This is a genomic window from Paucibacter hankyongi (assembly GCF_037482915.1).
Lineage (GTDB): Bacteria > Pseudomonadota > Gammaproteobacteria > Burkholderiales > Burkholderiaceae_C > Paucibacter_A > Paucibacter_A hankyongi.
Window position 1 is genome coordinate 1 of the sequence record NZ_JBBHJX010000001.1, and the last position, 13,723, is coordinate 13,723.

Consider the following 13,723-nt stretch of genomic DNA (forward strand, 5'->3'; position numbering starts at 1 on the left):
GAACCTGAGCATCCGAGCGGACCCGCAGGGCCATGCGGCAGGGGCGCTTTCTTTGCCTTCTTTCTTGGGCGCCCAAGAAAGAAGGTCGGCCGCCGGGCCGAACCCCCGGCATCGTGCGGGTAAACCTAATCAACCGAAGCAGATCGGCTTAAGAATGGCGCGGGGCTTGACCTTCCCATCATGGCAAGCCTTAGTATCCAGCCATGATGAAGCCCTCGAACATCCAGTCCTTCACCCTCCCCATCGCCGGCATGACCTGCGCCTCCTGCGTCAAGCGGGTGGAAAAAGCCTTGCTGCGCGTCACGGGCGTGCAGGCCGCCGAAGTCAATCTGGCCACCGAAACCGCCTCCGTCAGCGGCAGCGCCGAGATGACGCTGGCACCACTGCGGGGAGCCATCGAGGCCGCGGGCTACAGCCTGCCGGAGAAAACCCTGACCTTGCAGATCGGCGGCATGACTTGTGCCTCCTGCGTGGGCCGGGTCGAGCGGGCGTTGCTGAAGCTGCCCGGCGTCATGTCGGCCGAGGTCAATCTGGCGACCGAGTCGGCCAGCGTCCACATGCTGGCCACCGTCGAGGCGCAAAGCTTGATCGCAGCGATTGCCAAGGCCGGTTACGACGCCCGGCTGCCGTCTGGAGATGCCGACGCCGGCCCTACAAAGCCCGATTGGCAACACAGCGGCTGGCCGGTGCTGATCGCGGCGCTGCTTTCAGCCCCGCTGGTGCTGCCGATGTTGGGCATGCTGTTCGGCCATCACTGGATGTTGAGCGGCTATTGGCAGCTGGCCCTGACATTGCCCGTGCAGTTCTGGCTGGGCAGCCGTTTCTACAAGGCCGGCTGGGCCGCGCTGCGCGCCGGCAGCGGCAATATGGATTTGTTGGTGGCCTTGGGCACCAGCGCGGCCTTTGGCTTGTCGGTCTATGAGTTGTGGCTGAATGGCCCGCACACGATGGCGCTGTACTTTGAGTCGGCGGCCGTCGTCATCACCCTGGTTCTGCTGGGCAAGTGGCTGGAGGCGCGCGCCAAGCGGCAAACCACCGAGGCAATTCGCGCACTCAAAAAACTGCAACCCGAGACCGCCCGGGTGCGCCGCGACGGCAAGGAAGAAGAGCTGCCCTTGGGTCAGCTGCGCCTCGGCGACGAAGTGCTGGTGAGGCCCGGTGAGCGCATCCCAGTGGACGGCGAGATTCTGGAAGGTTCGTCTCATGTGGATGAATCGCTGATCACCGGCGAAAGCCTGGCCGTCAGCAAGGCCGTCAAAGACAAGGTGGTCGGCGGCGCGGTCAATGGCGAGGGCCTGCTGCTGGTGCGCGTGAGTGCACTTAGCGCCGAGTCGACCTTGTCGCGGATTGTTCGCCTGGTGGAATCGGCCCAGGCAAAGAAGGCGCCGATCCAGCGCATGGTCGATCAGGTCAGTGCCGTCTTCGTGCCGGTGGTCATCGGTCTCGCCCTGCTGACCTTGTTAGGCTGGGGCCTCTTGGGGGGCGACTGGCAACAAGCGGTGCTGAACGCCGTGGCGGTACTGGTGATTGCCTGCCCTTGCGCCTTGGGCCTGGCCACGCCGACGGCCATCATGGCCGGCACCGGCGTCGCCGCCCAGCACGGCATTCTGATCAAGGACGCCGAGGCGCTGGAGCTGGCCGCCAAGCTGGATGTGGTGGCCTTTGACAAGACCGGCACCCTGACGGTCGGCAAGCCTCAGGTCGTCGCCCTGCTACCCGCCCCCGGCACCGAGGACGCGCAACTGCTGGCCTGGGCCGCCGCGCTGCAAGCGGGCAGCGAGCACCCGCTGGCCCATGCGGTGGCCGAGGCGGCGGCTGCCAAGTCGGTGGCGGTTCCGCAGGCGACCGAGATGCGGGCCGTGGCCGGGCGCGGTGTGGCCGCCAGTTTGACGATCGACGGCGCGACGATGGACTTGCGCCTCGGCAGCAGTCGCTTCATGCAAGAGCTGGGCGTGGCGACCAGCGCCTTGCAGACACAGGCCGATGATTTGCAGCGCCAAGGCCGCACGGTTTCATGGTTAGCCAATGTGTCGACCGCTGGCACCGCACCGCGCCTGCTGGGCCTGCTGGCCTTCGGCGACAACATCAAACCCAGCGCAGCGGCTGCCGTGCAGGCCCTGCACAAGATGGGCGTTCGCACCGTCATGCTCAGCGGCGACAACGCAGGTAGCGCCCATCACGTCGGCCAGCTACTGGGCATCGACGAAGTGCGAGCCGAGGTACTGCCCGAAGACAAGGCACGCATCGTCGCCGAGCTGAAGCAGGCTGGGCAGACTGCCTCGAATCATGCAGGCCCGCAACGCGTGGCCATGGTGGGCGACGGCATCAACGACGCCCCGGCCCTGGCCGCCGCCGATGTGGGTCTGGCCATGTCCACCGGCACCGATGTGGCGATGGCCGCGGCCGGCATCACGCTGATGCATGGCGACCCGGCGCTGGTGGCGCAGGCCATCGATCTGTCGCGCCGCACCGTCGCCAAGATCCGGCAGAACCTGTTTTGGGCCTTTGCCTACAACGTGGTGGGCATTCCGCTGGCGGCCTTGGGCTATCTGAACCCGGTGATTGCCGGTGCGGCCATGGCCATGTCCAGCGTCTCGGTGGTCAGCAATGCCTTGCTGCTGAAACGCTGGAAGGCTGCACGATGAATCAGTCCACCAGCGCTGAGTTCAATATTGGCGAAGCCGCAGCGCGCTCGGGCGTATCCGCCAAGATGCTGCGTCACTACGAGTCGCTGGGCCTCTTGCCCACCATCGCGCGCAGCGAGTCGGGCTACCGCCAGTACAGCGAACGCGATGTGCACACGCTGCGCTTCATCCGCAGCGCCCGCGACCTCGGCTTCAAGATCGCCGAGATCGCCCAACTGCTGCAGCTTTGGCAAGACCAGGGCCGCAGCAGCGCGGACGTCAAACGCATTGCCGCCGCCCACCTGGCCGATCTGGACCGCCGCATGGCCGAGATGGCCTCTATGCGGCAAACCTTGCAAGCCCTGGTGCAGCACTGCAAGGGTGACGGCCGACCGAACTGCCCGATTCTGCAAGGCCTAAGCGACCCCGAGACACCCGCCGCGCCGCCGCCCTCAAACGGCAAGCGCAGCCGCCGCCCAACTTAGGGCGCAAAGGGGCCGCTCAAGGCAGATGCTGCAGAAAGCCGTCTTTTTGCATGGCCGACAGAGTCTCGTCGAGTTGCGCCAGACTCAGGTCTGCACCCTGCGCCAGTGCACAACGCAGTGCGACCTTGTCCACCTGCAAGGGGGGATGCAAGGCCTGAGTGAAGTTGCCCTGCTGACGTTGAAACTCCAAATAGCTGCGGCTGACGATGGCATGCGAGATGCGCTTGGCCGCCAGCCTGCGCAGCAAGGCCTGGGCGTCCGGCCCATCGTCGCGAATGAACCGGGCCCCGAGTTGGCGCTCGATGCCGGCGTAGCGGAAGCCGGCAATGGCGCCCACCGCCTGATCGGCCACATCACTCAGACTGCGCGGCGCCGCTGCGTCGGCGCGAGTGATCAAAATGTCCTCGTGCTGCGCCATCGGCCGGCTCCACTGGAAGGGGCCGCTCAACCAATGACTGGCATAACCGCAAACCAGATCGGCCTGACCTGCCTGTAGCGTTGCGGCCAAGCGTTTGCGAGCCACCGGCACAAATTGCACCTCGCGGCCCAGCCGGCGCGCCAACTCGAGGCCCAGATCACGGCTCAACCCGGCCCTCAATTCACCGCCTTCAAAGCGCGCATAAGGCATGGAGGCACTGGTATCGACCAGCACACGCAAGTCGGCCGCCTCGACGCGACAAAGCGCCAAACTGCCCAAGGCCAAGACCCACATCCATCGCAACACCCGCTTTACCCGCATCGACCTTGATCAACACCCAAAGCCTCAGGATAGCGCCTCAAACACGGTGAATTCCTGACAGGATGAGGCGATGACCGCAATAAAGCACAGCGATTCAACAGAAGGCCTGCGCCGGTGCGCTCTGCGCGCATTGGCGAAGAGATCTGCTTCGGCCGCAAGATCAATGCGGCCCCGGCATCAAGCCAAGACGCCGGCCTGAAAATCCCGCACCGCCTGGATCAGCTCGGTCTGCGTGTTCATCACAAAGGGCCCGTGCTGCGCAATCGGTTCGTTCAAGGGCCGCCCCGCCACCAGAATCGCCCTAGCACCGGCCGCACCGGCGCTGAAGCTCAGCCCGTCGCTGCCCGGCGTGTTGGCCATGATGGCCATCCGCTGCTGCGGTAGCTGCACGCCAGCGTCAAACTGCAACTCGCCTCGGTACACATAAACAAAAACGTTATGGCTTTCGGGCAAGGCCTGGCTGAAGCGAGCGCCGGGCGCCAAATGCAAATCCAAATAGAGCGGCTCAGTGTGCGCGCGCTGGACCGCGCCGGCGACTCCGTGGCTCTCGCCCGCAATCACCCGCACCTTGACGCCGTCCACCTCCAACTCTGGGATTTGCGCGCTGGGGATGTCGCGATACCAAGGCGCGCGCATTTTGTCGAAGCTGGGCAGGTTCAGCCAGAGCTGAAAGCCTTCCATGCGGCCCTCTTCCTGCTCGGGCAATTCGCTGTGGATCACGCCGCGCCCGGCCGTCATCCACTGCACGCCGCCATTGCCCAACAGGCCTTCGTTGCCGGCCGAATCTCGGTGACGCATGCGGCCTTCCAGCATATAGGTGATGGTCTCGAAGCCGCGGTGCGGATGGTCGGGGAAGCCGGCGATGTAGTCGTCCGCCTTGTCCGAGCCAAAGGCATCCAGCATCAGAAAAGGGTCGAGGCGACGTTGCAGGTTTTGCGTCAAGACGCGGGTCAGCTTGACCCCGGCGCCGTCGCTGGTGGCCTGGCCGGCAATCAGGCGCTCCACCGCGCGCGGCTGTCTCAGGCTTGTGGTCGTGCTTGTCATGAGCTGCCTTTCTTCGTTTTCTTGGTCTTTACTGCGTGCAAACAGAGAGCGCTGATTGTGTGTGCTTGGGGCTGCGCCCGGAGAAACCTAAACTCAAAACCAGCAAGATCAGCGCGGGAATGCCTTGGCTCAGTGGCGTGTACAAAGCATGGAAGCCCAAGGCGCCGAGCATCACCACCGCAATGCCAGACGCCGCCCAGGCCCGCAGCGGCCAGATGAACAAGCCGATGGCCCCGGCCACCTCGGCCGCGCCGATGAAATAGCCAAACCAGGCGGGCAGGCCCATCAAGGCGAAGCTGATATGCATTTGCGGCACGCCGGCCAGTTTGGCGGCGCCGGCCGCCAACAAAGGCAGGGCCAGCAAGAGCAGCGCGGCACGGCGCAGCCATGTCTTGGTGTTGCGATCGGTTGTGTTCATCCCAGGGCTCCGTTTCCTTCTAACGATTGGCTTCACCGGCTCCACCGGCTTCAAACGCTCAACGCGGCGATCTGCTCACGCGCAGCCACCAGGCCGCGGGCCTCAGACTCCGGCCCCATGGCCAGACCCTCGGCGTAGATGAATTCCACATCCTTCATGCCCATAAAGCCCAGCACGGTGCGCAGATAAGGCACCATGGTGTCGGCCGCCTGGTCGCGGTAGATGCCGCCACGGGTCAGCACCACATAGACCTTTTTGCCGGTCAACAAGCCCTCGGGGCCATTGGCGGTGTAGCGGAAGGTGACGCCGGCCTTGGCCACCGCGTCGATCCAGTTCTTCAGCTGAGCCGGCACACCGAAATTGATCATGGGCACGGCCAGCACCAGCACATCGGCCGCGCGCAGCTGTTCCACCAAGGCCATGTCCAAGGCCACTCGCTCGGCTTGGGCCGGACTGCGGTTTTCGGCCGGGGTGAACATCGCTTGCAGCGCGGCTTCGTCCAGCACCGGCTGCGGCTGCACGAGCAAATCCAAGACTTCAAGCTCGGCCACCTGAGCCTGGCCCAGCAGACCCGCCACCAGCTCATTCGCCAGGCGGGTGGAGTTGGAGCCTTGGCCGTCTTCTTGCAGGCGGCGGGCGCTGGAGTTGATTTGCAGAATCTTCATGGCGGGGTCCTTGTTTCTGGCGCTGAGTGAGCGTCTTGTGTTGACGATGGCCTCACTGTATTGATATACGATTTGCACCAGAAGCCATTGAATTGGATAACATCGTTCCACCAATGCACCAATCAAGCCTCAAGAACCGATGAGCCTCGACGCCGACGATCTTTTGCTTTTTGCCCGGGTGGTGGAGGCCGGCAGCTTCAGCCGCGCGGCCGAGCGGGTCAATCTGCCCAAATCCACGGTCTCGCGCCGCGTGGCGGCGCTGGAGCTGCGCCTGGGCGAAAAGCTCTTGCAGCGCAGCACCCGCAGCCTGACGCTGACCGAGTTCGGCACCGGCGTCTTGGAGCATGCCCGCGCCCTGGCCGGCGAGGTGGATGGCGCCCTGGCCTTGGCCCTGCACCGGCAACAACGTCCGAGCGGCCGCCTGCGCGTCTCGATGCCGGGCGACTTGGCCAATCTGGCCTTGAGCCGCATGCTCAGCCGCTTTGTGCTGGACTACCCCGAGGTGATGCTGTCCCTGGACCTTTCACCCCGGCGGGTGGACCTGATTGCCGAAGGCTTCGACCTGGCGGTGCGCATGGGCCCCTTGCCGGAGGACAGCCAGCTGGCCGCGCGCCGCCTGGCCCTGTTCAGCAATGGTTTGTATGCCTCGCCGGCCTATCTGCTAGCCCATGGCGAACCCTTGCTGCCCGAGGCCTTGCAAGACGCCCACGGCCTGATGATTCTGAGCCGCTCCGGCGAGCCCATGGCTTGGGACTTGCGCAAAAGCCAGGGCGAAGGCGCCCCCGAGCTGCGCTGGCAAGGCCTACCGAGCCGCCGTACCCTGGTCAACGCCCCCGATCTGCTGCTGAGAATGGCTTGCGCGGGTGTCGGCATCACCGCCGTCGGTGAACATTTCGCCCAGGACTATGTGGCTCGCGGTGAGCTGGTGCGCATCCTGCCCGACTGGTGCCTGGCCCCGGTGCCTTGCTGGGCCGTGTTCCCAGAGCGCCGCTTGATGCCGCTGCGCACGCGGGTGTTCTTGGAGGCTTTAGCAGGGGCGCTGTCGAGTTGCCCGGGGCAAGGGTGAGTGGCCTGCTCCACGGCGACCTTAAGCGGCGGCCTGCCTCAGCCCCATTTGTGGCTCCAGACGCAGCCACGCGCCGACTTGCCCGAGGGGAAACGCAGCTTCTGAAAAAGAGCCATCGTCGGGGCCTCGACCACATGGCGAGGGCTGGCGTCGATGATTTCAATATGGGTCACGGCGCCGCTCTCGACATCGAAGCGAAGCTGCGCCCAACCATAGGGTCGCGGGTCAAACTTCATGCCCCAAACGCTGTCGTCGGGCGGCCCTTTAGCGGCACACTCCTCGTTTTCTTGAACGTAAGCCGGCTCAGGCCGCACCGGTTCACGGGGCGGCTCGGTGGCACATCCCGCACACATCAGGGCCAGCCCTAGGGCTTGAAAAAGCAGTCGAGACATAACGCTCCTTGTTAGCGGATCCGGGGTCAGTGGCGAACTTACGCCGCAGCAATGTCCCCGCCCACTCAGAGCGGGTGCTACCCCGACAAGTTCGAAGGCAATAGCTTTTCGAGCACCGTCCGGCAAGCCCCGGACACAGCGAGGGCTCAGTTCACCAGCGAGAAGGTGACAAAACCGCCACCCGCATCGGCCAAACTCTTGAGGCCCACCGTGCTGGCACTGATGCCGATGAATTTGACCTGCCGTTCCACTTCATTGGCGTGCTTCGCAATCGCCAAGGCCGAGGCCATCCTGTCGCTGGCATGGGGCGCCAAATCGTTGTACGACAGTTCAAGGTTCGCTCCCGCAGTCAAGAGCGAATTCAGGTACGCGGGCTGGAGCGAGTTGTTGTGCATGAGATGCCTCCGTTGGGTTCGGCCAGCATAGTCCTGGATGGCGCTCACGGGGTCTCGCGCTGATGGTGAGTTACCCCAATGGGCTGCTCAATAAAGACCTCGTCTGGCCGTTAGTTGGAGTTCGCCATACTCAACCAAATACTCGCCGAGGACACAGCCTCCCCCAGCCTTCCCCGCGGCGCCTCAACGCGCGGCCTTGAACACCGCCCTCTGCTGCGCCTCCAGCTCGCTGCGCCGGGCAATGCTGCCGCAGACCAAATCGCACAGGTCGTAAACGGAGGGGTCGGCAATACGGTAGAAGGCGCTGGTGCCACGGCTTTCGCGTTCGACAAAGCCGTTCTGTTGCAGAACGCTCAAATGACGCGATACGTTAGCGGCACTGAATCCGCACAGCTCGGCCAGCTCACCGACCTTGCGCTCCTGCTGACGCAAGAGATTCAGGATTTGCAGACGCGTGGGCTCGGACAAGACCTGGAAATAAGTGGCCACTTGAACCAGCGCGCTTTGAGGAAGGTCTTGCATGGGCTTAAAACGAAAGACGGGGTCGGCAGCCCATCGCAGACACGAGCGACAGCCCTAGCCTGCATAGGCGAATGGACGGATTCTAGTGAAAATCCGCATTCGTTGCATGATTGATTACTTGCAACCAAACGCAAGCAATTGATGAGCACGCCTTTGTTCACGCCGACAGTCATCAAAGGCGCGACCCGGTATCGCAAGAGCTACATCTCCTCTCGCGGACAAGTCGGGTCGATATTGCGAATAACTGTTAAATTGAGCGTTAAAAAAATGAACCCTGGGCCGCTCATGGAGAACGTGCAAGCAACTGTTTTTTGCATCAAGCGCATACTCGCAGCCCTGCGTTTGGATGTTTTTCTGGGTCGATAAGTGAGCGACCCTAAGCTTGGCCAAACAGGGTCGAATCGTCCAGTTTCCACAAGGAGCAAGGGATATGCAAGCTTGGCGCTCGATGGTGACACTGCTCTTTCTGCTGCTAAACGCAGGTGCGCAAGCAGCAGAGCCACCCCACAAGCCCGCGGTCAACCTCCCCACCGGCGCGACTTGCCCCAGCCTGCCGGACGGTGGCGCCGCACCACCTGACTTCTTGTCAACCGAAGATGCCGAGACCTTGCGTCGCCTGCTGCGGACTTACCGTTCCGCAAGCCTGGACGCCAAGGGCGCACGCGCCTTGAAGCAATCACTCTGCGACGCCGGACTTTGGCAGCAGCCCGCGGTTCAGCGCGCATTAGCCGAAGCCGGTTTCAGTGCCAAACAGATCAATCGGCTCGCGCCGACCCTTGCGCCCGAGCCCGCAGCGGCGGCGACAAGCGCACCCGCAAGCGCTCCCCGCCTGCCCCGCAGGGAGTAGCCGCCGCACGGACCAATACTCCGATCAACACAGCAAGTCCAGAGGATTTCGGCGTTTCCATTCAAACAGGGGGGGATGCCCGATTTTTTGCAACCGTTGCCGAAACGGAACCGCTAGCATCGGTCCGCTCTTTGAATTGAGGCCCGGTTCGAGTCCTGAACTCCGAGCTCCACCTCACGCTGTATGGCTGCGGCGACAAACCTCGCATGTCGGTCATCCTTGGACACAGATCTGGAGAAGAACTGATGACAAAGCGTAAGCCCACAGGTTTGCTGACGGCGCTCGTACTAGGCGCGATGAGCGTGACGCCAGCCATTGCCAGCACTGACACCCCCACCCCGACTAGCGACGAGAGCCGCGAAGTGGCCCCTGAGCCGCTGGTCAAGCCAGACAAACTGGCCTTTCTCAAGTCGAGGATCGAGCGCAAGGAAAAAATGTCGAACCCGGCACGGGCCGACATGCCTCACGAGGCGGTGGCTTTCTACGTCAACAAGCGCACCGGCCCCATCATCACCCGAGGCCCGAGCAAGACAACCGGCATGCGTGCGCTGGACCCGCGTCGCTACCTCAGCGCTGCACAAGAGGCTCGCAAAACGCCGACCTACTCGACGCGGCAGAATCGCATCATGCAGGTCGGTCGGGAGGCCGCTGCAGCGCCAGGCTCCGCCTTGGGAACCTGGACCTCGCTTGGGCCCAGCAATCAGGGCGGCCGCACGCGACAGTTGCTGATCGACCCGACCAACCCCAGTGTGATGTATGCGGCCTCAGTGGGCGGCGGCGTTTGGAAAAGCCTCAACGCAGGCGCCGATTGGAATCAACTGACCGACTTGGTCTTGCCCAATATCGCCGTTGCCAGTTTGGCCATGGACCCGAGCAATCCCCAGGTGCTGTACGCCGGAACCGGCGAGGGCTTTTTCAACGGCGACGCGATTCGCGGCACCGGCATCTACAAGAGCACCGATGGCGGCGCTACTTGGACCGCCCTGACTGCTTCGGTACCGCCTGCAGGGGTCTTGGGCGACTTCAGCTACGTCACGCAAATTGTGGTCAGCCCACGCTCGCCGAACCGCGTGTATGCCACCACCCGGACGGGCCTTTTCCGCTCCAACGATGGGGGCACCTCTTGGACCAAACTGATCAATGCCTCTGGCGTGAATGGTTGCCAGGATGTGGTGCTACAAGCCAAACGCGCTGTGGGCTATGTGTTCGCCGCCTGTGGCACTTTCGCTCAGGCCAGCATCTATCGCGGCCTGGATTCGACGGCAAGCAGCTTCACGCCAGTGTTCACCGCCACGAATATGGGGCGCACCTCGCTGGCGATTGCGCCATCCAACGAGAACTACATCTACGCCTTGTCGTCCAACCGCAGCAGCTACGGCATGCTTGGCGTCTTCCGGTCCACCACGAGTGGCGCCAGCGGCAGCTGGACCACCCAGGTCAGCGCCAGCGACCCCAATCCCGTCAACCGTGTCCAATTGACCAACCCGGTCTACGCCTTCAGCCAATGCGTGGGCTCCAGCGTAGGCAACTACAACCAGGGCTGGTATGACAACGTGATTGCGGTGGATCCCATCGACCCTGAAAAAGTGTGGTCTGGTGGCATCGACTTGATGCGCTCCGACGATGGCGGGCGCAACTGGGGCGTCGCCAGCTATTGGTGGTTTGACCGGGGCCACCCGAACTACGCCCATGCCGACAATCATGTGATCCGCTTCCATCCGAACTACGACGGCGGCGCGAACACCACCATGTACGTGGCCAGCGATGGCGGCGTCTTCAAAACCAACAACGCCCGCGGCGCCGTGGGCACCACGGTCAACAACATCTGCGGCAGCCCAGTTGCCGGCATGGTGCAGTGGACCGAAATGAACAACAACTACTCGACCACTCAGTTCTACCACGGGGCGGTTTACCCAGATGGCTCAGCCTTCACCGGCGGCATGCAGGACAACGGTACCTGGCGCGGCACCACCGCCTCCACAGCCTGGCAAAAGCTGCTCGGCGGAGATGGCGGCTACAACGCTGTTGACACCTTGGGTGACAGCAATCCGGCCAATGACGTGCTGTTTGCCGAATACACGGGCTTGTCGATCCAAAAGTCGAGCAATGGAGGCGCCACCTTCAGTGACGCGGTGGCGGGCATCAGTGACAATGGTTTTGCCTTCATCGCCCCCTTCCACATGAACGCCGGCAACAAGCAGCACTTGTGGACGGGCGGCTGGGATATCTGGCGTACCACCAATCAGGCCAGCAACTGGGACCATGCCAGTAACTCGACACCGGGAAACGGCTCGGTATCTGCAGTGGCTGCCTCACCCAGCAACACCAGTCGCGTCATCATCGGCATGAGTGATGGCTACATCATCTACAACACCAATGCGTTGACGGCGACCGGGAGCACCGTTTGGCCGAACAGCCGGCCACGCACAGATTATGTAGGCGGCATTGCCTTTGATCCGAACGATAGCAATGTGGCCTATGCCGCTTACGAGAACTTCTCGGGCCTGAGCGTCTACAAGACCACCAATGCTGGTGCAAGCTGGGTGGCCGTGCCGGGGGCCGGAGTGAATGTGTTGCCCAAAGTGCCGGCGCATACGGTGGTCGTCGACCCCAGCAACTCGGCGCGGGTCTATGTCGGCACCGACATCGGGGTCTACACCTCAATCGACGGTGGCGCCAACTGGTACCGAGAGAACACCGGCTTTGGCAATGTCAGCGTCGAGCACCTGGAAATCAACAGCCAAGGCAGCCCCTATCTGTACGCCTTCACGCATGGCCGCGGAGCATGGCGCGTGCCGCTGAACCCATGAGGCGAAAAACCCGCCCGCCGCTTTTGAACTGACAAAGACGATTGATCCCGCGAATACTGACCTCGGAGAATCCGCCATGAATCGACACAGCCCCAAGCGCCAACAACTCTGGCGCGCCTGCGCAGCCCTGTTGCTGGGTGCAGCACTGGCCCCGAGCGCACAAGCGTCCTTCGTCGGTTCGCGAGCCGCGCTGGCGGGCAGCGACTCCATCAAGTGGGGTCAGCTCGGAGCTGACGAAGCCACCGTAGCTTCGCCAGCAGTAGTGAGCTCAGTAAGCGGAGCTGCAGCAACTGTGAGCAATAACGGCGGCGACATGACGCGCTTCGACGAAGGCGGGTCTGCTTTTGCAGGCAACTTCGCAATTGACGACCAATTGCTGACTAACGTCTTTGTCGCGGGCGCCATCACGATTGACTTCCTCAATCCAGTTGCCAAGGTGGGGGCTCAACTGACGTCGATTGACTGGGGCAGCTTCGTCGGGATCATCGAGGTATTCGACACCGCCAACCTGCTGCTAGAGAGCTACGAAGCAGAGGGGCTGTCCAGCGGCAAAAAGGACAACTCGGCCCTCTTCCTGGGAGTGAGCCGGGCGAGTGCAGACATTGATCACGTGAGCTTCTCGGTGCGGGGCACAGCTCAAGGTAATCTGGACTTCGCCCTCAATGAGTTGGACTTCACAAAAGACGGAAACACCACGCCTGTCCCCGAGCCGGCTTCCGGCGCCCTGGTTGGCGCCGCACTGTTCGCCTTGTACAGAAGTCGCCAACAGCGTTGAGTCCCGGCTGCGGTTGCTGGTCAATCGCAGTGGCTTTCACCCTTATTCGACCTGGAACCCAATCTCCACGGTCGCCGTGCGCGGCGCATTGATCGGTGCGAAGCGCCACTGATTCAAGGCCGAGACCGCAGCCACGGCCAAGCGCTTGTTGCTCGCATTCAAGGCCTCGGCCTGATCCACCGACCCATCCGGCTGCACCACAAAACGCAGCATCACCGTGCCGCCACGGAAGTCGCGGTAGAGCTGGCGCGGCAGTTCGGGATCGACCTTGTGCAAGAGCTGCAAGGCCGCCAATTCAGGCTCGGGCTCCGGTACGGGCGCCGGTTTGGCTGGCGGCATGAGCTCGCGTGCAGTCGACGCTGATGCCTGGCTCGCGCTGGCCAGCAGCGCGAGGTCCGCTGCGGGTTCGGGCTGAGCCACATATTGGGGCGCGGCTGGCTGCGTGCGTTGCCCGGCATCGGCCATCACCGCTGCGGCTGAAACGGCTGCTGCGGTCGCGTTATTGGCGGCGGGCTTGCTCGGCTGCTTCGCGGCAGCCTTGGCCTGCGCGACAGCCGAATTCGCCGCAGTGGCTGACTCTGTCGGCGTGGCGACGACGCGTTTGGCCTGCGGTTTTTCGGCATGCAGCCGAATCCAGGTGAACACCTTGTCGGCCTGCTGCTGGGCCCGCTCCTCGGCGCTGACAGCCGCCGGGCTGGCACTTGGCGCCGCGGACGCGCCCTGCCCCTGGGCCGCAGTAACACCGGCCGATGACAAAACCATCAGCATCAGCAAGCGAGACAGGGTGGGTGACTCAGGCAGCGCATGGCGCAAGCGTCGAATCATGAGCAAGGCACTCCAACACGAGGGGGCGCGACACGACTACGCCAGAGGCCGGCAGTTTAGGCACGCGCCCCATTGGAATGAGCGTCGGGTTACTACCTAAATTCTTGGCCAAGCAT

General features: G+C 63.3%; 14 protein-coding genes. 6 read left to right on the forward strand and 8 right to left on the reverse strand.

What is annotated here, in order from left to right; all coding sequences use genetic code 11:
- Positions 1-203: 203 nt before the first annotated feature.
- Positions 204-2,645: a heavy metal translocating P-type ATPase gene (locus WG899_RS00005; protein WP_339593565.1), complete on the forward strand. Its 2,442-nt coding sequence runs from the start codon at positions 204-206 to the stop codon at positions 2,643-2,645.
- The gene (gene cueR, locus WG899_RS00010; protein ID WP_339593566.1) at positions 2,642-3,109 is read left to right on the forward strand and encodes a Cu(I)-responsive transcriptional regulator; all 468 of its coding nucleotides are present in this window, start codon (positions 2,642-2,644) and stop codon (positions 3,107-3,109) included. Before WG899_RS00005 ends, cueR begins: the two co-directional genes overlap by 4 nt.
- A 16-nt stretch (positions 3,110-3,125) precedes the next feature.
- On the opposite strand, the gene WG899_RS00015 is transcribed toward cueR, so the two are convergent.
- From WG899_RS00015 to WG899_RS00030, 4 genes are all read right to left on the reverse strand, one after another.
- Complete coding sequence (locus WG899_RS00015; protein ID WP_339593567.1) at positions 3,126-3,848, reverse strand: substrate-binding periplasmic protein; 723 nt, start codon at positions 3,846-3,848, stop codon at positions 3,126-3,128.
- A gap of 177 nt (positions 3,849-4,025) precedes the next feature.
- Positions 4,026-4,892 carry a pirin family protein gene (locus WG899_RS00020; RefSeq protein WP_339593568.1) on the reverse strand — a complete coding sequence of 289 codons (867 nt, stop codon included), beginning with the start codon at positions 4,890-4,892 and terminating at the stop codon, positions 4,026-4,028.
- A gap of 28 nt (positions 4,893-4,920) precedes the next feature.
- Positions 4,921-5,310, reverse strand: a complete 390-nt coding sequence (locus WG899_RS00025; RefSeq protein WP_339593569.1) for a DoxX family protein — start codon at positions 5,308-5,310, stop codon at positions 4,921-4,923.
- Positions 5,311-5,360: 50 nt separating this feature from the next.
- Entirely contained in the window at positions 5,361-5,975 is a 615-nt protein-coding gene (locus WG899_RS00030) for an FMN-dependent NADH-azoreductase (protein WP_339593570.1), read from the reverse strand.
- Positions 5,976-6,114: 139 nt separating this feature from the next.
- Here WG899_RS00030 and WG899_RS00035 point away from each other — a divergent pair, with 139 nt between their 5' ends.
- Complete coding sequence (locus WG899_RS00035) at positions 6,115-7,041, forward strand: LysR family transcriptional regulator (protein ID WP_339593571.1); 927 nt, start codon at positions 6,115-6,117, stop codon at positions 7,039-7,041.
- 38 nt (positions 7,042-7,079) lie between these two features.
- Here WG899_RS00035 and WG899_RS00040 read toward each other — a convergent pair whose 3' ends face one another.
- The 3 genes from WG899_RS00040 to WG899_RS00050 form a co-directional block, all read right to left on the reverse strand.
- Positions 7,080-7,433, reverse strand: coding sequence for an energy transducer TonB (locus WG899_RS00040; RefSeq protein ID WP_339593572.1), 354 nt, complete (start codon positions 7,431-7,433; stop codon positions 7,080-7,082).
- 146 nt (positions 7,434-7,579) lie between these two features.
- Positions 7,580-7,828, reverse strand: a complete 249-nt coding sequence (locus WG899_RS00045; RefSeq protein ID WP_339593573.1) for a hypothetical protein — start codon at positions 7,826-7,828, stop codon at positions 7,580-7,582.
- A 183-nt stretch (positions 7,829-8,011) separates the two neighbouring features.
- Positions 8,012-8,350 (reverse strand): ArsR/SmtB family transcription factor, encoded by a 339-nt coding sequence (locus WG899_RS00050; protein ID WP_339593574.1) that lies wholly within the window; start codon positions 8,348-8,350, stop codon positions 8,012-8,014.
- 430 nt (positions 8,351-8,780) lie between these two features.
- On the opposite strand from WG899_RS00050, the gene WG899_RS00055 reads away from it, so the two are divergent.
- The 3 genes from WG899_RS00055 (at position 8,781) to WG899_RS00065 (ending at position 12,782) form a co-directional block, all read left to right on the forward strand.
- On the forward strand, positions 8,781-9,197 hold the full coding sequence (locus WG899_RS00055; RefSeq protein WP_339593575.1) for a hypothetical protein: 417 nt from the start codon (positions 8,781-8,783) through the stop codon (positions 9,195-9,197).
- Positions 9,198-9,442: 245 nt separating this feature from the next.
- On the forward strand, positions 9,443-12,007 hold the full coding sequence (locus WG899_RS00060) for a beta propeller repeat protein (RefSeq protein WP_339593576.1): 2,565 nt from the start codon (positions 9,443-9,445) through the stop codon (positions 12,005-12,007).
- Positions 12,008-12,083: 76 nt separating this feature from the next.
- Complete coding sequence (locus WG899_RS00065) at positions 12,084-12,782, forward strand: PEP-CTERM sorting domain-containing protein (RefSeq protein ID WP_339593577.1); 699 nt, start codon at positions 12,084-12,086, stop codon at positions 12,780-12,782.
- Between the two features lie 42 nt (positions 12,783-12,824).
- Here WG899_RS00065 and WG899_RS00070 read toward each other — a convergent pair whose 3' ends face one another.
- Positions 12,825-13,607 carry a TonB family protein gene (locus tag WG899_RS00070; protein ID WP_339593578.1) on the reverse strand — a complete coding sequence of 261 codons (783 nt, stop codon included), beginning with the start codon at positions 13,605-13,607 and terminating at the stop codon, positions 12,825-12,827.
- Positions 13,608-13,723 lie beyond the last annotated feature (116 nt).